This window comes from Mycobacterium sp., from assembly GCF_004298145.1.
Taxonomy (GTDB): Bacteria; Actinomycetota; Actinomycetes; order Mycobacteriales; family Mycobacteriaceae; genus Mycobacterium.
The window spans coordinates 25,913-45,887 of sequence record NZ_SCRH01000040.1; the positions used below are offsets into that span (position 1 = coordinate 25,913).

Annotated in this window: 20 protein-coding genes and 1 pseudogene; 9 read left to right on the plus strand and 12 right to left on the minus strand. The window is 67.4% G+C overall.

Going from position 1 to position 19,975, the window contains the following annotated elements:
* Positions 1 to 6: 6 nt before the first annotated feature.
* The 4 genes from EPN51_RS16265 to EPN51_RS16280 are packed head-to-tail and all read left to right on the plus strand — an operon-like array spanning position 7 to position 3,011.
* Positions 7 to 522, plus strand: a complete 516-nt coding sequence (locus EPN51_RS16265; protein ID WP_293044398.1) for a DUF2617 family protein — start codon at positions 7 to 9, stop codon at positions 520 to 522.
* Positions 519 to 950 carry a DUF4247 domain-containing protein gene (locus EPN51_RS16270; protein ID WP_293044400.1) on the plus strand — a complete coding sequence of 144 codons (432 nt, stop codon included), beginning with the start codon at positions 519 to 521 and terminating at the stop codon, positions 948 to 950. The genes EPN51_RS16265 and EPN51_RS16270 overlap by 4 nt, the downstream gene beginning before the upstream one ends.
* 25 nt (positions 951 to 975) lie before the next feature.
* Positions 976 to 1,431, plus strand: a complete 456-nt coding sequence (locus EPN51_RS16275) for a DUF350 domain-containing protein (RefSeq protein ID WP_293044401.1) — start codon at positions 976 to 978, stop codon at positions 1,429 to 1,431.
* Positions 1,428 to 3,011 carry a polyamine aminopropyltransferase gene (locus tag EPN51_RS16280; protein ID WP_293044403.1) on the plus strand — a complete coding sequence of 528 codons (1,584 nt, stop codon included), beginning with the start codon at positions 1,428 to 1,430 and terminating at the stop codon, positions 3,009 to 3,011. The genes EPN51_RS16275 and EPN51_RS16280 overlap by 4 nt, the downstream gene beginning before the upstream one ends.
* A gap of 90 nt (positions 3,012 to 3,101) precedes the next feature.
* Here EPN51_RS16280 and EPN51_RS16285 read toward each other — a convergent pair whose 3' ends face one another.
* From EPN51_RS16285 to EPN51_RS16340, 12 genes are all read right to left on the minus strand, one after another.
* A complete protein-coding gene (locus EPN51_RS16285) occupies positions 3,102 to 3,860 on the minus strand; it encodes a YebC/PmpR family DNA-binding transcriptional regulator (RefSeq protein WP_293044405.1) in 759 nt (252 codons plus the stop codon).
* Between the two features lie 124 nt (positions 3,861 to 3,984).
* Complete coding sequence (gene pdxT, locus EPN51_RS16290) at positions 3,985 to 4,575, minus strand: pyridoxal 5'-phosphate synthase glutaminase subunit PdxT (RefSeq protein WP_293044407.1); 591 nt, start codon at positions 4,573 to 4,575, stop codon at positions 3,985 to 3,987.
* Positions 4,572 to 5,417 (minus strand): acyl-CoA thioesterase II, encoded by an 846-nt coding sequence (tesB, locus tag EPN51_RS16295; RefSeq protein ID WP_293044409.1) that lies wholly within the window; start codon positions 5,415 to 5,417, stop codon positions 4,572 to 4,574. Before tesB ends, pdxT begins: the two co-directional genes overlap by 4 nt.
* A gap of 42 nt (positions 5,418 to 5,459) precedes the next feature.
* Positions 5,460 to 6,371 (minus strand): pyridoxal 5'-phosphate synthase lyase subunit PdxS, encoded by a 912-nt coding sequence (pdxS, locus tag EPN51_RS16300; RefSeq protein ID WP_293044411.1) that lies wholly within the window; start codon positions 6,369 to 6,371, stop codon positions 5,460 to 5,462.
* A 69-nt stretch (positions 6,372 to 6,440) separates the two neighbouring features.
* Positions 6,441 to 7,466, minus strand: coding sequence for an NUDIX domain-containing protein (locus tag EPN51_RS16305; protein ID WP_293044413.1), 1,026 nt, complete (start codon positions 7,464 to 7,466; stop codon positions 6,441 to 6,443).
* Entirely contained in the window at positions 7,466 to 8,590 is a 1,125-nt protein-coding gene (locus EPN51_RS16310; protein ID WP_293044415.1) for a glycosyltransferase family 4 protein, read from the minus strand. Before EPN51_RS16310 ends, EPN51_RS16305 begins: the two co-directional genes overlap by 1 nt.
* Positions 8,590 to 9,540 (minus strand): phosphatidylinositol mannoside acyltransferase, encoded by a 951-nt coding sequence (locus EPN51_RS16315; protein ID WP_293044417.1) that lies wholly within the window; start codon positions 9,538 to 9,540, stop codon positions 8,590 to 8,592. The genes EPN51_RS16310 and EPN51_RS16315 overlap by 1 nt, the downstream gene beginning before the upstream one ends.
* A 17-nt stretch (positions 9,541 to 9,557) precedes the next feature.
* A complete protein-coding gene (gene pgsA, locus EPN51_RS16320) occupies positions 9,558 to 10,199 on the minus strand; it encodes a phosphatidylinositol phosphate synthase (protein ID WP_293044419.1) in 642 nt (213 codons plus the stop codon).
* Complete coding sequence (locus EPN51_RS16325) at positions 10,196 to 10,771, minus strand: HIT domain-containing protein (RefSeq protein WP_293044421.1); 576 nt, start codon at positions 10,769 to 10,771, stop codon at positions 10,196 to 10,198. Before EPN51_RS16325 ends, pgsA begins: the two co-directional genes overlap by 4 nt.
* Positions 10,764 to 12,872 (minus strand): threonine--tRNA ligase, encoded by a 2,109-nt coding sequence (thrS, locus tag EPN51_RS16330; protein WP_293044423.1) that lies wholly within the window; start codon positions 12,870 to 12,872, stop codon positions 10,764 to 10,766. The genes EPN51_RS16325 and thrS overlap by 8 nt, the downstream gene beginning before the upstream one ends.
* 187 nt (positions 12,873 to 13,059) lie before the next feature.
* Positions 13,060 to 13,476: a general stress protein gene (locus EPN51_RS16335; RefSeq protein ID WP_293044424.1), complete on the minus strand. Its 417-nt coding sequence runs from the start codon at positions 13,474 to 13,476 to the stop codon at positions 13,060 to 13,062.
* Positions 13,477 to 13,678: 202 nt separating this feature from the next.
* Positions 13,679 to 14,272, minus strand: a complete 594-nt coding sequence (locus tag EPN51_RS16340; protein WP_293044426.1) for an NADPH-dependent FMN reductase — start codon at positions 14,270 to 14,272, stop codon at positions 13,679 to 13,681.
* A gap of 215 nt (positions 14,273 to 14,487) precedes the next feature.
* On the opposite strand from EPN51_RS16340, the gene ftsH reads away from it, so the two are divergent.
* The 5 genes and pseudogenes from ftsH to EPN51_RS16365 all read left to right on the plus strand — a co-directional run bounded on the left by ftsH (position 14,488) and on the right by EPN51_RS16365 (position 19,855).
* Positions 14,488 to 16,476 (plus strand): ATP-dependent zinc metalloprotease FtsH, encoded by a 1,989-nt coding sequence (gene ftsH, locus EPN51_RS16345; RefSeq protein WP_293044428.1) that lies wholly within the window; start codon positions 14,488 to 14,490, stop codon positions 16,474 to 16,476.
* Positions 16,477 to 16,910: 434 nt separating this feature from the next.
* A pseudogene (locus EPN51_RS16350) lies at positions 16,911 to 17,444 on the plus strand (AAA family ATPase); the annotation flags it as partial.
* A 13-nt stretch (positions 17,445 to 17,457) separates the two neighbouring features.
* Positions 17,458 to 17,895 (plus strand): thioredoxin, encoded by a 438-nt coding sequence (gene trxA, locus EPN51_RS16355; RefSeq protein ID WP_293044432.1) that lies wholly within the window; start codon positions 17,458 to 17,460, stop codon positions 17,893 to 17,895.
* Positions 17,896 to 17,904: 9 nt separating this feature from the next.
* Positions 17,905 to 18,171 (plus strand): UBP-type zinc finger domain-containing protein, encoded by a 267-nt coding sequence (locus EPN51_RS16360; protein WP_293044434.1) that lies wholly within the window; start codon positions 17,905 to 17,907, stop codon positions 18,169 to 18,171.
* On the plus strand, positions 18,149 to 19,855 hold the full coding sequence (locus EPN51_RS16365) for an FAD-dependent oxidoreductase (RefSeq protein ID WP_293044435.1): 1,707 nt from the start codon (positions 18,149 to 18,151) through the stop codon (positions 19,853 to 19,855). Before EPN51_RS16360 ends, EPN51_RS16365 begins: the two co-directional genes overlap by 23 nt.
* The last annotated feature ends 120 nt before the right edge of the window (positions 19,856 to 19,975 follow it).

Below are 19,975 nucleotides of genomic sequence, written 5' to 3' on the forward strand. Positions count from 1 at the left end.
AGGCCGGTGCCCCTTCATCAACTCGCGGTGACCCCGGCGGACATATCCGGGGAGAGGCTGGGACTCGCGCTCAACGCGCCCGTCCCCCCGCCGCTGGCCACCCACCGCCTGGACCACCCCGAGGGCGCGGGTGCGCTGCTGCTCGGGGTGCTCGGCGCATCGCACGTCGTCGCGGTCGAGCACGCCGCGGGCCGGTTCTCCGAGCAGGTCTCCTGCACCGCCCGCAGCCTGGGGGCCGACCTGCCCGAGCGCACCGACGCGCCCGGCTACCGCCTGCAGTCGCGCACCGACACCCGCGACGAGGCGGCCTTCCGCCGCCTCGCGCACGACCTGCGCGGCCGTTGCGCCCGACAGGCGGGCTGGCTCGGTGGCACGTTCCCCGGCGATGACGCCGCACTGACCGTGCTGGCCGCCGAACCCGACGGCGCCGGATGGCGCTGGCAGACATGGCATCTGTATCCGGGGCATCCCGCCGGCTCCGGCGGGATGGTGGTGCACACGGCGAGCCGGTGGCAGCCATGAGCCGAAACCGCCTGTTCGTGATCGCCGGGCTGCTGGCGGCCGGCGCCGTGGTGTGCCTGATGATCGGAATCATCTTGCTGCAGAAGAACATCGCGTCGTATGTCGCCGGCCACTATCGCGAGTACGCCCACGACGTGAACGGCACCCGCTACCAGTGCACCGGGGCGCCCGAGCACGTTGCCGACACCCTCGCCGACTATGCGGAACCCGCGGCACGCGCCGACAACGGCAACAGCGAGTACCTGCGTTACAGCAACGACATCGTGATCGTCGGTCCAGACGGGGGCTACCCGTGCAGCATCCGCGTCGAGCCGCTGAGCGCCGGATACAGCCACGGCGCGTTCATCTTCCTCGGCCCCGGATTCACCCCCGGCTCCCCGTCGGGCGGCGCCGGAGGCAGCCCCGGCGGCCCCGGCGGAACCAAGTGATGGCACCACCGCAAAGGAGCGAACCATGTACCTCGCCGTCGAGATCGGAACCGTCGATCTCAATCCCGTCCTGAAGGGCGCGGTCGCGACGATCCTGTACTTCGTGGTCGGCATGGCCGTCCTGCTGGTCGGGTTCTACGTGGTCGACGTGCTGACCCCAGGAAAGCTGCGTCAACTGGTGTTCATCGACCGCCGCCCCAACGCCGTCGTCGTCGCGGGCGCGATGTACATCGCGCTGACCGTCGTCATCATCACCGCCATCGCCAACAGCTACAGCCAGCTGGGCCAGGGACTCGTCGGCGTGGCGGTGTACGGGTTGATGGGCGTGATCCTGCTCGGGATAGCGCTGCTCGCCATGCATTTGTTGATACCGGGGAGTTTCCACGAGCACATCGACGAGCAGGTGCTGCATCCGGGATCGTTCGCGGTGGCTTTGATACTGCTCGCCGTGGGAGGGGTGACCGCCGCGGCGGTGTCATGAGCTCCGTCGATGTGGCCACGCCCCCGGCGGCGCCGCCCGCGGCGTCGGGGCGGTGGCGGGCGCTGCTGTTGGCCGCCGTGGCCGCGTGCGCGGCCTGCGGCATCATCTATGAACTCGCGCTGCTGACGCTGTCGGCCAGCCTCGATGGCGGCGGCATCGTCGCCACCTCGCTGATCGTCGCGGGCTACATCGCCGCGCTGGGCGTGGGCGCCCTGCTGGTCAAGCCGCTGCTGGCGCACGCGGCGATCACGTTCATCGCCGTCGAGGCGGCCCTCGGCGTCATCGGCGGCCTGTCCGCGGCGGCGCTGTACGTGGTGTTCGCGTTCCTGGATGGCTCGGTCGGCTCGACGTGGGTGCTGGCGGTGAGCACCGCCCTGATCGGAGCCCTGGTCGGCGCCGAGGTGCCGCTGTTGATGACGCTGCTGCAGAGCGGGCGGGTGGCCGCCGAAAACCCGGCCGCCGACGCCGGGCGCACGCTGGCCAACCTCAACGCCGCCGATTACCTGGGCGCGCTTTTGGGCGGGCTGGTCTGGCCGTTCCTGCTGCTGCCGCAGCTGGGGATGATCCGCGGTGCGGCGGCCACCGGCATGATCAACCTGGCGGCGGCGGCCGTCGTCGCGATTTTCCTGCTGCGCCAGGTGGTTTCGACGCGGCAACTGCTACTGGCACTGTGCGCGCTGGCCGCCGCGCTGGGGCTGCTCGCCACGCTGCTACTGCGTTCGGGGGACATCGAAACCACAAGCAGGCAAAGGCTTTACGCCGATCCGATTATCGCCTACCGGCACACGCCCTACCAGGAGATCGTGGTGACCCGCCGCGGCAACGACACCCGTCTGTACCTCGACGGGGGGCTGCAGTTCTCCACCCGGGACGAATACCGCTACACCGAAAGCCTCGTCTACCCCGCGCTCGGGAACGGCGCGCACGCGGTGCTGGTACTCGGCGGCGGCGACGGCCTAGTGGCTCGCGAATTGCTGCGCCAGCCGGGCATTTCCAAGATCGTGCAGGTCGAGCTCGACCCCGCGGTGATCGACATCGCGCGCACCACGCTGCGGGGCGCCAACGGCGGTTCGTTGGACAACCCACGGGTGACCGTGGTGACCGAAGACGCGATGAACTGGTTGCGCGGCCCCAACATCGACCGCTTCGACTCGATCATCGTCGACCTTCCCGACCCCGACACACCCGCGCTGGGCCGGCTGTATTCGACCGAGTTCTACGCGCTGGTCGCCCGCGCGCTGGCCCCCGGTGGGCTGATGGCGGTGCAGGCGGGCAGCCCCTTTTCCACCTCGACGGCGTACTGGCGCACGGTATCGACGATCCGGGCGGCCGGCTACGCGGTCACGCCGTATCACGTGCACGTGCCGACGTTCGGCGACTGGGGATTCGCGCTGGCGCAGCGCGCCGAGACCGCGCCCATACCGATGGTGCCGCCCGACGCGCCCCCGCTACGTTTTCTCAACCAGCAGGTGCTCGAGGCCGCCGGCGTGTTCTCCGGCGACATCGCGCCGCGGCGGGTGCAGCCGTCGACACTGGACAATCCGCGCATCGTCGAGGACATGCGGCACGGCTACGACTAGTTCCTGACCCTCGTTGCTTGCGCCGAGCGTGCACTGATGGCGAAAAATCGGCCGAAATCTCGCCCTGAGTGCACGCTGGGCGAAAGCGAACTAGTCCTCGTCGTCGAGCGCTGCCAGCACCTCGTCGGACAGGTCGACGTTGGTCCACACGTTCTGCACGTCGTCGCTGTCCTCCAGCGCGTCGACCAACTTGAACACCTTGCGGGCGCCGTCGATGTCGACCGGCACGCTGACCGAGGGCTGAAAGCTCGCCTCGGCGGATTCGTAGTCGATGCCGGCATCCTGCAGCGCGGTGCGCACCGCGACCAGATCGGTCGGCTCGGAGATGACCTCAAAACTCTCACCGAGGTCGGTGACGTCCTCGGCGCCGGCGTCGAGCACCGCCGTCAGCACGTCGTCCTCGGTCAGGCCGTTCTTCTCCAGCGTGACGACGCCCTTGCGGGTGAACAGGTAGGACACCGAGCCGGGGTCGGCCATGTTGCCGCCGTTGCGGGTCACCGCCACCCGGACCTCGCCGGCCGCCCGGTTGCGGTTGTCGGTCAGACATTCGATCAGGACAGCGACGCCGTTGGGCCCGTAGCCCTCGTACATGATGGTCTGGTAGTCGGCGCCGCCGGCTTCCTCACCGGCCCCCCGCTTTCGGGCACGCTCGATGTTGTCGTTGGGCACCGAGGTCTTCTTCGCCTTCTGGATCGCGTCGTAGAGCGTCGGATTGCCCGTCGGGTCACCACCGCCGGTGCGGGCGGCGACTTCGATGTTCTTGATCAGCCGGGCAAATTCCTTGCCGCGGCGAGCGTCTTTGACGGCCTTCTGGTGCTTGGTGGTGGCCCACTTGGAATGGCCGCTCATCGGTGTCTCTTACCTCTTCTATGTCTGGAAAGTTCGCCAGATGAGTCTACGTGCCCCGCGAGACTGCGACTGCGGACGGCTCCACTCGTGAAATCTGTCGCCAGTCGCCGTTTCGCGGCGATCGTCAGCCGGTGACGAGGTCGACGAACAGCTGATGAATGCGCCGGTCGCCGGTCACCTCGGGGTGAAACGCCGTCGCCAGCTTGCGGCCCTGCCGCACCGCGACGACGTGCCCGGCGGCGCTGGCCAGCACCTCCACGCCCGCACCGGCACGCTCGACCCAGGGCGCGCGGATGAACACCGCGCGCACCGGGTCCGCCAGCCCCGCGAACGGGATGTCACCTTCGAACGAATCAACCTGGCGTCCAAAAGCATTGCGCCGCACCGTCATATCGATAGCACGCAGGGGCAGCGCCGCGCGCCCGCCCGCTCCGGCATCGAGAATCTCACTGGCCAGCAGGATCATGCCGGCGCACGCGCCGTAGGCGGGCAGCCCGTCGGCCAGCAGGCCCCGTAACGGTTCCAGCAGGCCGAGGTCCGCCAGCAGGTGGCTCATGGTCGTCGATTCCCCACCGGGGATGACCAGCCCGTCGACCGCCTCGAGCTCACCGCGCCGGCGCACCGGCATCGACTCGGCCCCGGCTTCGCGCAGGGCCGCCAGGTGCTCGCGGGTATCACCCTGCAGCGCGAGAACCCCGATCCGGGGGGCGCTCACTGGTGGGGCGGCTGGTAGCCGCGCCTGAAGCGGGTCAGCCCCTCCTGCATGACCGCGGCGACCATCTCACCGGATTGGGTGAAGATCTTGCCCTGACACAGCGCGCGACCGCCGTTGGCCGACGGCGAGGACTGGTCGTACAACAGCCACTCGTCGGCCCGGAACGCCCGCATGAACCACATCGCGTGGTCCAGCGACGCCACCTGCAGGTGCTCCCGCACGTCGAGGTGGGTGACCTGTGCCGATCCCAGCAGCGTCAGGTCGCTCATGTAGGCCAGCGCGCAGATGTGCAGCACCTGGTCGTCGGGCAGCGGGTCACGGTGACGGAACCACACCTGCTGCTGTGCGGCCTTGCCCGGCGTGAGCTGCAGGCGCTCGCGCGGCACGATGCAGACGTCCCACTCCGCGAACTGCTTGAACCCGGCCTCGTCGAAGACCTTCATCGAGTCCAGCCCGGGCAGACCGTCCGGCGGCGGCGCGGCCGGCATGGGGTCCTGGTGGTGGACGCCTTCCTGATCGAGCTGGAAGGACGCCGACATGTTGAAGATGATTTCGCCGTGCTGGATGGCGTTGACCCGCCTGGTGGCAAACGAGCCGCCGTCGCGGGTGCGCTCCACGAGGAAAACCGTGCGCGCCTTGGCGTCCCCGGGCCGCAGGAAGTATCCGTGCAGCGAGTGCACCTGGTAACGGGGGTCGACGGTGCGCACCGCGGACACCAGCGACTGGCCGGCCACATGGCCCCCGAAGGTGCGCTGCAGGAATCCCGATTCAGGGCTGAAGATGCTGCCGCGGTAGATGTTGACCTCGAGTTGCTCGAGATCGAGGATCTCTACGATCGCCACGCTATAACTGTCTGCTGTTCGCGCAAGCGCTCATCGCCGTTGTCACCAGCCGCGTTCGGCCAGTCGATGGGGCTGCGCGATCTGCTCGACGTTGATGCCGACCATCGCCTGACCCAGCCCGCGCGAGACCTTGGCCAGCACGTCGGGATCGTCGTAGAAGGTGGTGGCCTTGACGATCGCGGCGGCGCGCTGGGCGGGGTCGCCGGACTTGAAGATGCCCGAGCCCACGAATACACCCTCCGCGCCGAGCTGCATCATCATCGCCGCGTCGGCGGGCGTCGCGATGCCGCCCGCGGTGAACAACGTGACCGGCAGCTTGCCCGCCCGGGCCACCTCGACGACGAGTTCGTACGGCGCCTGCAATTCCTTTGCCGCAACATACAACTCGTCTTCGGACAGCGACGTCAGGCGGCGGATCTCGCCGCCGATCGCCCGCATGTGCGTGGTCGCGTTGGAGACGTCTCCGGTGCCGGCTTCACCCTTGGAGCGGATCATGGCGGCGCCCTCGCTGATGCGGCGCAGCGCCTCACCGAGGTTGGTCGCCCCGCACACGAACGGCACGGTGAACTTCCACTTGTCGATGTGGTGGGTGTAGTCGGCGGGTGTGAGCACCTCGGACTCGTCGACGTAGTCCACGCCGAGACTCTGCAAGATCTGCGCCTCGACGAAGTGCCCGATGCGGACCTTGGCCATCACCGGGATCGTCACCGCCGCGACGATCCCCTCGATCATGTCCGGGTCACTCATCCGCGACACGCCGCCCTGGGCGCGGATATCGGCGGGAACCCGCTCCAGCGCCATCACGGCGACGGCGCCGGCACCCTCGGCGATTTTGGCCTGCTCGGGGGTGACGACGTCCATGATGACGCCGCCCTTGAGCATCTCGGCCATGCCGCGCTTGACGCGCGCGGTTCCGGTTCGCCCGCTGCCGTGGGGTGGGTGGGCGGTATTCACTGCTTGATCTCCTTCAACCGTTGTCGATCCAGTCTAATGAGGCGCTTTGACCCGCGTTGACCGATGGAGTCAGCGGATCGACAGCAGCGGGCCGGGGGTGCGGCCGCCGGCGAGCGCGGCCGCGTCGGTGAGCAGTCCGGATAGTTGCATGGGGTACACCGTCTCCCCCGCGGCGACGAGTCGGGCGATGTCGGCAGCGTCACACCAGCGGTGGCCGTGGATGTAGCTGCGTTCCAGTTCGGTACGGCCCGTCCGCGACGGTTCGAACCGGCGGGTGCGGTAGACGAAGTAGAACTCCTCGCTGTCGATCAACGAGCCGTTGAACTCGAAGACCTGGTCGCGCCGCCATACGGGGCCGACCATGTCGGCCGGCGCGACCCGCAGACCGGTTTCTTCGGCGAGCTCCCGCGCGGCGGCCTCGGCCAGCCGCTCCCCCTGCTGCACTTCACCGCCCACCGTGAACCACCACCTGGGTGCGCGCTGTCCCGCGAGCGCGGGGTCCGACCCGCGCAGCAGCAGCACCGCGCCGCTTTCGTCGAGCAGCACGACGCGGGCCGAGGTGCGATGGTTGAGCACGCCGTGATCGCCGTGCGCCAGCGCGTGCGGCCGCTCGACGATCTCGAAATAGCTGGGCAGCGCGGCGGTCCCGCCCAGGTGAAACAGCCGCACCAAAGGCCGCTCGGCCAGCGCCAGGGTGTCGCGAACCGCATCGTTGTGGAAGCGGCGGGCCAACACCACCCGGGCTTCGGCGTCGGCCAGCTCGGCGATCAGCCCGGCCGGCAAGGACGCCGGGTCGACGACCGCCAGCGCGGCGGACAGCTCGTTTTCGCACATCTCCCGCGCGGGCCGGGCCGCCGCCTCCGCGGTGTCGGCCAGCGCCGCCAGCCGCCGCCCCTCGGATGCACCGCCATAGGCGTCGATGGCCACGGCGCGCGCCACCACCGCGCGCCGTGCCAGCGCGCCGTCGAGCGACTGCCAGGACAGGTCGTAGCGCACGTGCAGCCGGTCGAGCCGGTTGGCCGTCCGGTAAGCCCAGGCGCCGAAGTTCGCCAGCACCGCGACCAACACCGCGATGGCGACAATCAGCCATGTCATCAACTGGCCACCTCAACCTTGGCGCCCGACGCGGCGACCGTCTCGTAAACCCGCAGGATCTGGCTGGCCACCACCGACCAGTCGTAGCGTTGGACGGCGGCCGAACCGGCCGCCACATAGCGTTCCCGCAGCACATCATCCTCCAGCACCGTGATCAGCGCATCGGCGAGCGCGGCGCCGTCCCCGACGGGCACCAGACGGCCCACGTCCCCGTCGCGCAGCACACGCCGGAAGGCGTCCAGATCGCTGGCCACCACCGCGGTGCCGGCGGCCATCGCCTCGACCAAGACGATGCCGAAGCTCTCCCCGCCGAGGTTGGGTGCGCAGTAGACGTCGGCGCTGCGCATGGCCGACGCCTTCCCGGGGTCGTCGATCTGGCCGAGGAAACGAACGTGCTTCACGAATTCGCCTGCTCGGGTGCGTAATTCGTCCTCGTTACCGCGTCCGACAACGAGCAGCTGCACGTCGGCGAACCGCTCGATCAGCCGCGGTAGCGCCTCGAGCAGCACCGACATGCCCTTGCGCGGCTCGTCGTAGCGCCCTAGGAACAGGACCGTCTTGCCGGTCCGCGGGTAACCGTCCAGGAGCGGCGCGGAGGCGAACGAGGCGACGTCAACGCCGTTGGGGATCTCCACCGCGTCGGTTCCCAGCGCCTCCATCTGCCAGCGCCGGGCCAGGTCGGAGACCGCGATCCGGCCGACGATCTTTTCGTGCATCGGGCGCAGGATGCCCTGGAAGACCGTGAGTGTCAGCGATTTGGTGGTCGACGTGTGAAATGTCGCCACGATCGGCCCCTCGGCGATGTTGAGGGCCAGCATGGACAGGCTCGGCGCGTTGGGCTCGTGCAGGTGCAGCACGTCGAAATCGCCTTTGGCGAGCCACTTTTTCACCTTGCGGTGGGTGGCCGGGCCGAACCGCAGCCGGGCCACCGACCCGTTGTAGGGAATCGGGACGGCCTTGCCGGCCGAGACGACGTAGTCGGGCAGCGCGGCATGCGGCGAGGCCGGCGCGAGCACGCTGACCTCATGCCCGAGGGCCCGCATCACCTCGGCCAGCTGCAGGACGTGCGACTGCACCCCGCCCGGAACGTCGAACGAGTAGGGACAGATCATCCCGATACGCATCAGGTGTCCTCGAGCGGGGCCAGCTTGACCCGCCTTTCAGCGGGGAGGTCGGCCAGCCACTGCGGCTGCATCATGTGCCAATCCTCGGGGTGGGCGGCGATGTTCTTCTCGAAGTGATCGGCCAGCAGTTGGGTGATCGCCGCGACGTCACCACCAGTGCAATCCAGGGGCGGGGAGATATCAACGCCCCAGCCCTGGCCCTCGAACCAGCAGTGGGCCGGCAGCAGGGCCGCCCCCGTCGCCGTCGCGAGTTTCGCCGGTCCGGCGGGCATCCGGGTCGGTTCGCCGAAGAAGTCGACCTGGACACCGGTGCGCGTCAGGTCGCGCTCAGCCATCAGGCACACCACCCGGTTGTCCCGCAGCCGGTCGCACAACATGTCGAAGGGCGGCCGCTCTCCCCCGGACAGGGGCAACACCTCGAAGCCGAGGCGTTCGCGGTAGGCGATGAACCGGTGATAGAGCGACTCGGGTTTGAGTCGCTCGGCGACCGTGGTGAAGGTGCCATGTGTCTGCGCCAGCCACACCCCGGCCATGTCCCAGTTGCCGCTGTGCGGCAACGCGATCACCGCGCCGCGGCCGCCGGACAATGCCGCAGCGAGATGGTCTTTCCCCAGGATCGAGCTCTGCAGTTCGCGGCCCAGCTCGGGCAGGTCCATGCTCGGCAGGCGGAACGCCTCGCGCCAATAGCGGGCATAGGAGGCCAGCGAGGCCCGCATCAGGGAGTCCGGAACGTCCTCGGGCGGCACGCGCAAGACTCGGGCCAGGTTCTTGCGCAGCTGATCCGGGCCGCCGCCGCGGGCCGCGTAGCGCGCCGCGGCGCCAAATGCGTTGCGCGCGGCGAACTCCGGCATCGCCCGCACGGCCATCCAGCCGGTCGCGTACGCCCAATCGGCCCCGATGCCGCCCATCAAGCGCCTCGCGAGCCGGCTCGGTGCCGTGATCGCGCTCATGCCCGGCGGAGTGGGAATCACGGCGCGGCCGATCCACGGTCGGTCGCACCCGGCGAGGTGCGCACCGTGTGCAACCGCTGCGCGCAGGTGATGAGGCTGGCCGCCGCCAACAGCCACATCGCCACGGGCAGCGCCGGCGGCCAGGCGACGAACGGAAAGTCCGATATGCCGGCGCCGACCAGCACGATGATCAGCCGCTCGGGCCGTTCGATGATGCCGCCGTCGCCGCGCAACCCGCTGGCTTCGGCCCGGGCCTTGATGTAGGAGATCACCTGCGAGGTGACCAGGCAGATCAGCGTGGCCACCGCCAGCAGCTTGTCGTGCAGGCCGAAGGCGATCCACCACAGCAGGCCACAGAACACAGCGCCGTCGCTGACGCGGTCACAGGTCGCGTCCAGCACCGCGCCGAACCGGGTGCCGCCGCCGCGTTCCCGCGCCATCGCCCCGTCGAGCATGTCGAAGAGGACGAAGAACCAGACCACCAGCGTGCCGATGAACAGCTTGCCCATCGGGAAGAATGTCAGCGCCCCCGCCACGGCGACGATGGTGCCCAGGATCGTGACGACGTCGGGGGTCAAACCCAACCGCAGGCACGCTTTCGCCGTCGGAGTGGTCAGCCGCGCGAACGCCGCCCGCGACAGGAACGGCATTTTGCTCATTCTTGTCTCGCCCACTCCGTCGCCAGCAGCTGGCGGGTTTCACGCAGCAACTGCGGGATCACCTTGGATCCGCCGATGATGGTGATGAAGTTGGCGTCACCACCCCAGCGCGGCACGACGTGCACGTGCAGGTGTTCGGCCAGCGACCCGCCGGCCGAGGTCCCCAAGTTGAGGCCGACGTTGAAGCCGTGCGGCCGTGACACGTTCTTGATGACGCGAATTGCCTTCTGGATGAAGGACATCAGCTCCGCGCTCTCCGGAGCCGTCAGATCCTCCAGCTCGGAGACCCGACGGTAGGGCACCACCATCAAGTGCCCCGGGTTGTACGGGTAGAGGTTGAGCACGGCGTAGACGAGTTCGCCGCGCGCGACCACCAGCCCGTCTTCATCGGCCAGGTGTGGGATGTCGGTGAAGGGCTGCTCGGTTTTGCCGTTGTCGCGCTTCATCGGCGCTTCGGCCAGGTAGGTCATCCGGTAAGGCGTCCACAACCGCTGCAGATGGTCTTCCTCGCCGGCGCCCCTGTCCAGGATGGTGTCGTCGGTGCGCGACTCGGCCCGTTCGCGATCACTCACCGGACACCACTTTCACGAGTCCGGCTGTGGGAGCGTCGTTCTCGCGATCAGCGATCCACTTCACGATGGCATCGACCGCGCCGTCACGGGGCACACCGTTGATCTGCGTGCGGTCGCCGAAGCGGAAGCTCACCGCGCCCGCCGCAACGTCACGGTCGCCGGCGAGCAACATGAATGGCACCCGCAGGTTGGTGTGGTTGACGATCTTCTTGGCCATCCGGTCGTCGCTGCCGTCGACCTCGACCCGCACCCCGTGCGAGCGCAGTTGCGCCGCAACATCGTTCAGGTAGTCGACGTGGTCGTCGGCAACCGGGATACCGACCACCTGCACCGGCGCCAGCCACGCCGGGAACGCGCCGGCGTAGTGCTCGGTGAGGATACCGAAGAACCGCTCGATCGACCCGAACAGCGCGCGATGGATCATCACCGGCCGCTGCCGGCTTCCGTCGGCGGCGGTGTACTCCAGCCCGAACCGCTCCGGGAAGTTGAAATCCACCTGGATGGTCGACATCTGCCAACTGCGCCCCAGGGCGTCGCGGGCCTGCACGGAGATCTTGGGGCCGTAGAACGCCGCGCCGCCCGGGTCGGGCACCAACTGCAGGCCGGATTCGGCCGCCACCTCGGCCAGGGCAGCGGTCGATTCTTCCCACATGGCATCGGAGCCGACGAACTTGTCCGGGTCCTTGGTGGACAGCTCCAGATAAAAGTCCTCCAGCCCGTAGTCGCCGAGCAGCTCGAGGACGAACCGCAGCAGCGACGCCAGCTCGGCGTGCAGCTGCTCGCGGGTGCAGAAGATGTGCGCATCGTCCATGGTGAAACCACGCGCCCGGGTCAACCCGTGCACCACACCGGACTTCTCGTACCGGTAGACGGTACCGAATTCGAAGAGCCGCAACGGAAGTTCGCGATAGGACCGCCCGCGCGATCGGAAGATCAGGGTGTGCATCGGGCAGTTCATCGGCTTCAGGTAATAGTCCTGACCCGGCTTGCGCACGGTCCCGTCCTCGTCGTATTCGGCGTCGAGGTGCATCGGCGGGTACATGCCTTCGGCGTACCAATCCAGATGGCCGGACGTGTGGAACAGGTCCGCCTTGGTGATGTGCGGGGTATTGACGAACTCGTAGCCGGCCGCGATGTGCTTGCGCCGGGAGTACTCCTCCAGTTCCCGACGCACAACGCCGCCCTTGGGGTGGAAAACCGCCAAGCCGGAACCGATTTCGTCGGGGAAGCTGAACAGGTCCAGCTCGGTGCCCAGCTTGCGGTGATCGCGGCGCTGGGCCTCCTCGATCAGCGTCAGGTGACGCTCCAAGGCTTCCTGCGACTCCCAGGCCGTGCCGTAGATCCGTTGCAGGCTGGCGTTGTTCTGGTCGCCGCGCCAGTAGGCGGCCGAGCTGCGGGTGAGCTTGAACGCGGGGATGTGCTTGGTGGTCGGGATGTGCGGGCCCCGGCACAGGTCACCCCAAACCCGTTCCCGCGTACGCGGATTGAGGTTATCGTAGGCCGTGAGCTCGTCGCCGCCGACTTCCATTACCGCCGGATCACCGGACTTGTCGTCGACGAGTTCGAGCTTGTAGGGCTCGCGGGCCAGCTCGGCGCGCGCCTGATCCTTGGACTCGTAGACGCGACGCTCGAACAGCTGGCCCTCTTTGACGATCTGACGCATCCGCTTCTCCAGCGCCGCCAGGTCCTCGGGGGTGAACGGCTCCGGCACGTCAAAGTCGTAGTAGAAGCCGTCGGTGATGGGCGGCCCGATGCCCAGCTTGGCTTGCGGGAACAGCTCCTGGACGGCCTGGGCCAACACGTGGGCCGCCGAATGCCGGATCACGCTGCGGCCCTCGTCGGTGTCGGCCGCCACCGCGACGACCTCGGCGTCGGTGTCGGGCGCCCAACTCAGGTCGCGCAGCTTCCCGTCGGCGTCGCGCACCACCACGACGGCGTCGGGCGCCCCGCGGCCCGGGAGCCCCGCATCCCGCACCGCGGCGGACGCGGTGGTCCCGGCAGGCACCCGGATCGGGGCTTGCGGCGATCGCAAGCCCGGCGCAGCCGGGCGCTGCGGGTCGCCGCCATCGGCTCCCGAGTCGGGGTGTGCGGGGACGGTCATTGTGGCGGTCTCCAAGGCTCGAGGGGTCGACGACCATGCTATCGGGGCGGTCCGAAGCCGAGCAGGGCCATCGAGCAGCGCAAGCCGGGCGCGCTCCTGTTAGGAGGTAACCGCCCTCATCCGGACCCCCCGGCCATGCGGCCGCGCCAGGTCACGGGTGCTCGGCACCGCATCGAAGCACCGCGGCTCACACAGGGTGGACGTAGCGGGCCGCTTCGGCCGCGTAGTCGGCGGTGACGCAGATGTCGTAGCGCTGGGCTTCCAGCGTCTGCACGCTGGAGAAGTCACGGCGGCCGCGCGTCGACGCGTGCGCGACGAACCCGAACACCGCACCCCGGAACGCGCCGATCGCCGTCGCGATGAGCAGCGCCCATATCCAGTACGGCCCGACGGTGAAGATCGCGAAAAGCAAGCCGATGAGCAGACCCCACCAGGCACCGGCGCCGGCGCCCGCCAGGGCTGCCCTGCCGTTGGTCAGGCGGCCGGTGACGTGTTCGACCGTGCGTACGCCGTCGCCCACGATGGCGACGACCTCCCGCCGGATGGGTGGTTCGGCGGGAGGCCGCTGCTGGCTGGGACCGGACGGACCGGACGGGTAAGTCATTGCTATCTCCTGACGGGTTCTGACGGCCGTTCACCGCCGGGTTGGCGTGAATCGCCTACGGCAAACGCGGATTCCCGAACCCAACGACGATCTGGATCGAATCGGGCCTGTCCTGACTGTCCGACCAAGCCGAACGAGACTTCCTCGGCGACAACGCCGTCCGGGTGGGCGAAGCGTGTGATCGATTGGACGCCCAATATCGTCAGCCGCTGCCCGACGGCACCGAGAGGACGTGGTTGATGAAGTCCGCGAACGCATACATGAATTTGCTCAGGAACTGCTCAGTGCTCGCATCGGTGACCTCACCGTTATCGGTGATCAGGTTGGTGGTGAACTCGATATAGGCTTCCGGGGCAGTCATCTGAGGTGAATCGCAATAGCCGAGCACACTGCGCAGATGTTGCTGGCCCACCGCGGTGCCGATTTTGCCGGGCGAGGTGCCGATCACTGCCGACGGTTTACGGGAAAACGAGTTCGTCCCCCAGGGGCGACTGGCCCAGTCGATGGCGTTCTTCAAGCTGCCCGGGATGCTGCGGTTGTACTCCGGCGTCACGAACAGCACCGCGTCCACGGCGGTGATCGCCTCCTTGAGGGCGCGCCCGGCCGGGGGGTAATCGGTGTCGAGGTCGCGGTTGTACACCGGTAGATCCTTTATCGGGATCTCAACAAAGTTCAGGTTCTCGGGAGCCAAGCGGATCAACGCCTTGGCCAGGGTGCGGTTGATGGACTCGGCCGACAAGCTACCGACGATGTAGCCAACGGTATAGCTGCTCACTGCATTACCCACTTCCTGCATCGGTTTAGCTCCCGCGGATCGACGCAGATTCAACCGTCCTCCGCCACGTCGTGGCTCGCAAGATTTTTCTTCGATCTCCCTCGACCGTCGGGCCGGCGGGTCGACCGAATACAGCCGCCATGAGCGTTCGTCGCACGCCGGTTGTGCGAAAGGGGTTCAGCCGGACCGCGGGAGTATGGTTTGCCACATCGCTCGCGCGGGGACGATCATGCCGTATGGGCAATCGCAAGGGTGTCTCACCGTCGGCCGGCAACGGCGAATCCCCGACGCCGTCGCAGGAGCGTAGGCCGAAGCCCTGGCGCACCGAGGGCCTGCCATCCCCGGATAGCGAGACGGATGACCGGCCCAAGCGCCCGAGATGGTGGCGAGTGTTGATCTACCTCGGACTGGGTTACCTGCTGGTGTTCGGTCTGCTGTCGTTTCAAGACAGTCGCGGCGGACCGACGCAGATCCCCTACACCGATTTCACCGTGCAGGTCGAGCAACACAACGTAGCCGAGGTGTCCTCGCGCGGCGACACCATCGAGGGCACCCTGCGCGAACCCAAGCCGGTTCCCGGCCAGGACTCCACGTCGAAGAAAACCCGCACCTATGAGCGGTTCAGCACCCATCGGCCCACTTTCGCCCACGACGATCTGCTCGCGGCGCTGGAAGCCAGCGGCGCAACGGTTTCCGCGAAACCATTGACCGAGGAGCGGGGTGTTCTGCTGAATTTGCTGATCTCGTTTGCACCCATGCTGCTGCTGTTCGGCTTCTGGTTCTGGATGTTCAGACGCAGCCAGAAGGCCATGGGCGGAATGGGAGGGATGCTCGGCGGCCTCGGCGGTCGTGAGAAGCGCAAGCCAGTGGACCCGGAATCGGTTCGCACCACCTTCGCCGACGTCGCGGGCATCGACGAGGTCAAAGTCGAGATCAGTGAAGTGGTGGACTTCCTGCGCGACCCGGACAAGTACCGCAAGCTCGGTGCCCGCGCGCCCAAAGGTGTGCTGCTGACCGGACCACCGGGAACTGGTAAGACACTGCTGGCCCGGGCCACCGCCGGAGAGGCGGACGTGCCATTCTTCTCCGCCAGCGGCTCGGAGTTCATCGAGATGATCGTCGGCGTGGGTGCCTACCGTGTCCGCGAACTGTTCGAAGAGGCCCGTAAGGTCGCGCCGGCGATCATCTTCATCGACGAGATCGACACCATCGGGCGGTCCCGTAGCAACGTCGTCGGCATTGGCGGCCACGACGAGCGCGAACAAACCCTGAACCAGGTTCTCGCCGAGATGGACGGTTTCACCGGATCCGAAGGTGTGGTGGTGCTCGCCGCGACCAACCGCCCCGACATCCTCGATCCGGCACTGCTGCGGCCCGGACGGTTCGATCGGACCATCGTTGTCAATCCGCCCGACCGCAAGGGGCGTACCGACATCCTGCGGGTGCATACCCGCAAGGTGCCGTTGGCCAACGACGTGGATCTCGACCGCGTCTCCGCCGCCACGCCGGGCATGACGGGTGCCGACTTAGCGAACCTCGTCAACGAGGCCGCGTTGGCCGCCGCGGGGGCAGGCCAATCCGAGGTGACCGCCCGGAACCTGAGTGAGGCCCTGGAGAAGATCCAGTTGGGCACCGCGCGCACCGTGGTGCTGCCCGCCGAGGACCGCCGCCGGACCGCCTATCACGAAGCCGGCCACGCCCTGATCGGCATGCTGCAACCCGGCGCCGACCCGGTGCGGAAGGTCTCCATCATCCCGCGCGGTCGCGCACTCGGTGTCACGCTGTCGACTCCGGAGGAAGACCGCTACGGCTATTCGGCCGAATACCTGCGCGGACGCATCACCGGGGCACTCGGCGGGATGGCCGCGGAGGAAGAGGTCTTCGGTGTGATCACCACCGGCTCGGAGAGCGACCTGGAGACCTGCACCACCATCGCGCGGGGCATGGTCGGCCGGTGGGGCATGTCCGAGCTCGTGGGCCCGGTGTCGGTGCTGCCGAAAGAGGGCGACCCGCGCATGGCGGGAATCTCCGACGCGATGCTGAGTACCGTAGACGAAGAAGTCCGCCGCCTGATCGATTCCTGCTACGCCGAGGCGCGAAAACTGCTGCGCGAGAACGGGCATCGACTCGACAGCATCGTCGCAGAACTACTCGAACAAGAAACGCTGGACGAAGACGAGGTATACGCAGCGGCCGGTATCTCCAGGCTGGCGGCCACCCGATAGATGTCGACCGGACGGGCCGGCATGGCCGGCTCCCGGATTTGTGCCTTGACGGGATCGTTCACGGCATTCGTGGCCGGCCACTAGCATTGCATGCGAGATTCATATCGGCCTCAAACTGATGGGGGATCTCATGACAGCTGAACCGCTCCCGCTGACGGGCCTGAATGCCCGCCATCCGTATCGGCCGCGCGGATCGCTATCAAGAAGGCAAATCCGCCGAACTAACCCGCGTCTTGCGTATGTGGCCCACTTCCCGACGCAATGCCCGTGCTGGGTTTACCGGCGATCGTGCCGGGCATCCGCGGATATGCGCGACGCTCTCGTGCTGGGTCGGCATGCTGACAACAGAAGCGGAAGGATTCAGTGATGGCAACAGCAGTCGGGCGCGGGTGCGGTCGAAGGCGCCCTAGATGCCAGCAACATGCTCAAACCTGCTGTTGCAGGTGCTCGACGACGGACGGCTCACCGATGCGCAGGAACGCCAGGTCGACTGTCGCAACACGGTGGTCATCATGACCTCCAACATCGGATCGCACTACCTGCTCGACGGGGTGACCGCCGACGGCGAAATCACGCCGGATGCGCGCGGGAAGGTGATGGCCGAGTTGCGCGGCCACTTCCGGCCCGAATTCCTCAACCGCGTCGGCGACATTGTGCTGTTCACGCCGCTGGTTCTGCCGCAGATCGAGCGCATCGTCGATCTCCAGCTGCAAGGACTGCGAAACCGGTTGGCGGAACGGCAAATCCAACTCGAGATCACCACCGAGGCTGAACGATTGATCGCCGAGCCCGGCTACGACCCGGTCTACGGTGCCCGCCCGCTGCGCCGCCACATCGCCCTTGAAGTAGAGATCCGAGTCGGGCGCGCGCTGCGGAGCGGTGAGATCACCGCCGGGGGAAAGATCGAAGTCAGTGTGGACAACGGCGAACTGGCGGTGGGCTATTCGGAAGCGGCGCAGGCCGCGTGAGGAGCGTACCGGCATGCAAACCGATATCGTGCAATGTCCCAACTGCGGGCGGCGCAACCGAGTAGCGGCAACGGCGTCGGGCAGGCCGCGCTGCGCCCAATGTCAGCACTGGTTGCCCTGGATCACCGAAGCCGGCGACACCGATTACGCTGATGTTGTCGAGAAGTCCTCGCTGCCAGTGCTTGTCGACCTGTGGGCGCCCTGGTGCGGACCGTGCCGGATGGTCAGCCCCGCGCTGGAACAGCTGGCCAGCGAACGCGCCGGTCAATTGAAACTGGTCAAGATCAACGTGGACGCCGCGCCGGTGATCGCGCAACGCTTTGGGGTGCAAAGTATTCCGACGCTACTGGTCACCGAGAACGGCCGGGTACTGGCGCGGCAGTCCGGGGCAGCCCCGATTGCGGCATTGAGAACTTGGCTTGACCAAGCACTGCCGGCCAAAACCACCTAGGAGACAAACATGACCTCGTTAGGCATGGACCCCGATGTGGCCGCGATCCGACCGGTGAGCCCACGAACACCAAACGGCTGCGAGGAATGTCTGCGACTCGGGACGCGGTGGGTGCATTTGCGGCTATGCCTGACATGCGGTCATGTCGGCTGCTGCGACTCCTCGCCCATGCGGCACGCCCGGGAGCACGCCCACACCCCCGGCCACCCGATCGTGGAATCGATGGAGCCGGGCGAAGACTGGCGGTGGTGCTATGTCCACGAGAACTACGTCTAGCGCTGTCGGCGATGAACCCGGCGACGGCGAATCGCCGGCCGAGACGCCCGACCTCTACGGCGCATACCCCCGGCTCTCCGACCATCAAATCACGGCCCTGAAAGCGAACGGCCCCAGACGGCCCTTGAGCGTTGGTGAGACGCTGGTCTCCGAAGGAAAGCACTCTCGCGACTTCTTCGTCATCCTCTCCGGCAAGGTCTCGATCACCGCCACCGACGAACTCGGCGGCCGCTACGTCATCCGGGTACACGGCGCGCGGCGGTTCCTCGGCGAGTTGGCCGACCTGGAGGGCCAACCCGCGTTCTACACCGCCACCGTGATCGAACCCGGTGAGGCCCTCGTCATACCGACGCAAGAGGTCTGGCGGGTCGTCACCAACGACCCTGAGCTCAGCGACCTGATTCTGCGCGCCTACCTGGTGCGGCGCGGCCTGCTCGTCGAACAGGGGTCCGGACTCCGTATCATTGGCTCCTGCTACTCCCCGGATACGTTGCGGCTGCGGCGATTTGCCGCCCGCCACCGGCTGCCGTACAGGTGGCTGGACGTGGAACGCGATCCGAACGCCGAGCGGTTGCTCCGACGCTTCCGGATAGGACCCAAGGACACGCCTATCGTGATCTGGGCCGACAAGGTGCTGCGCAATCCCACCGACGCCGACCTGGCTCGTCTCGTGGGGTTGCCGGTACCCGACACAGCTCGCGAGGAATTCGATCTGGTCATCATCGGCACCGGACCCGCCGGCCTGAGCGCGGCGGTCTACGGAGCCTCTGACGGCCTACGGACAGCAGCCGCCGAGTCGGTCGCTGCCGGTGGACAGGCCGGAACCTCGTCGCGCATCGAAAACTACCTCGGATTCCCTGCCGGCATTTCCGGAGCCGAACTGGCCGAACGGGCGATCGTGCAAGCTCAGAAGTTCGGCGCGCGGATTGCGGTATCCGCGCAGGCCGTTCGGCTCGACCGGGCCGACGGTGCATACCAGATCCGCCTAGCCGATGACGCGATATTGCTCAGCCGTGCGGTGGTGCTGGCTACCGGAGCCCGATATCGCAAGCTCACCATTCCTGGACTCGACGCGTACGAAGGCAATGGCGTCTACTATGCCGCCACCTATCAAGAGGCGCTGATGTGCGGCGGCGGGCCGGTGGTCGTTGTCGGGGGCGGAAACTCCGCGGGCCAAGCGGCCGTCTTCCTGGCCTCTCGGGTATCCGGGGTACACCTGCTGATCCGAGGTGACGACCTGACCAAGAGCATGTCCAGGTACCTGGTCGACCAAGTCGAACAGACCCCCCGGATTTCAATCCATCTGAACACAGAAGTCCATCAGGTGCACGGAAATAGTGCCCTCAAAACCGTTGTGATCCAAGACAACCGCACCGGCGCGCAGCGCCATATCACCACCAGCGCCTTGTTCATCTTCATCGGAGCCGATCCCAAAACCTCGTGGCTGCAAGGCACGATCGCCCTCGATGACCACGGCTTCATCCCGACCGGTCCCGCCGCGCTCCATTCAGATACCGGCCGTCCGCTGCCAACGTCTCGACGACTGCCCATGCCGCTCGAGACAAGTCTGCCCGGCGTGTTCGCCGCCGGAGACGTACGCAGCGGCTCAGTCAAGCGGGTTGCCTCGGCTGTCGGAGAAGGAGCCATGGCAATCCAGCAGATCCAGGGATACTTTGTGACGTGACCGCTGGGCTCGGGCCAGTCCAGCACGCTGGCTTGTCGATGGAAGTTGAATGGCCGATCCCGGGGAGCTTGAACGCACGCTACGGATCAGCCCGGTCAGGATGTGGCGGTGGTCAATGTG

Coding starts and splice junctions, on each gene's coding strand:
- EPN51_RS16270 (WP_293044400.1), top strand. CDS start 519: ATGAGCCGAAACCGCCTGTTCGTGATCGCCGGGCTGCTGGCGGCCGGC.
- EPN51_RS16275 (WP_293044401.1), top strand. CDS start 976: ATGTACCTCGCCGTCGAGATCGGAACCGTCGATCTCAATCCCGTCCTG.
- EPN51_RS16340 (WP_293044426.1), bottom strand. CDS start 14,272: ATGCAGGAAGTGGGTAATGCAGTGAGCAGCTATACCGTTGGCTACATC.
- EPN51_RS16365 (WP_293044435.1), top strand. CDS start 18,149: ATGTCCACGAGAACTACGTCTAGCGCTGTCGGCGATGAACCCGGCGAC.
- thrS (WP_293044423.1), bottom strand. CDS start 12,872: ATGACCGTCCCCGCACACCCCGACTCGGGAGCCGATGGCGGCGACCCG.
- EPN51_RS16335 (WP_293044424.1), bottom strand. CDS start 13,476: ATGACTTACCCGTCCGGTCCGTCCGGTCCCAGCCAGCAGCGGCCTCCC.
- pgsA (WP_293044419.1), bottom strand. CDS start 10,199: ATGAGCAAAATGCCGTTCCTGTCGCGGGCGGCGTTCGCGCGGCTGACC.
- EPN51_RS16360 (WP_293044434.1), top strand. CDS start 17,905: ATGACCTCGTTAGGCATGGACCCCGATGTGGCCGCGATCCGACCGGTG.
- ftsH (WP_293044428.1), top strand. CDS start 14,488: ATGGGCAATCGCAAGGGTGTCTCACCGTCGGCCGGCAACGGCGAATCC.
- EPN51_RS16315 (WP_293044417.1), bottom strand. CDS start 9,540: ATGAGCGCGATCACGGCACCGAGCCGGCTCGCGAGGCGCTTGATGGGC.
- EPN51_RS16310 (WP_293044415.1), bottom strand. CDS start 8,590: ATGCGTATCGGGATGATCTGTCCCTACTCGTTCGACGTTCCGGGCGGG.
- EPN51_RS16285 (WP_293044405.1), bottom strand. CDS start 3,860: ATGAGCGGCCATTCCAAGTGGGCCACCACCAAGCACCAGAAGGCCGTC.
- trxA (WP_293044432.1), top strand. CDS start 17,458: ATGCAAACCGATATCGTGCAATGTCCCAACTGCGGGCGGCGCAACCGA.
- EPN51_RS16280 (WP_293044403.1), top strand. CDS start 1,428: ATGAGCTCCGTCGATGTGGCCACGCCCCCGGCGGCGCCGCCCGCGGCG.
- EPN51_RS16305 (WP_293044413.1), bottom strand. CDS start 7,466: ATGACATGGCTGATTGTCGCCATCGCGGTGTTGGTCGCGGTGCTGGCG.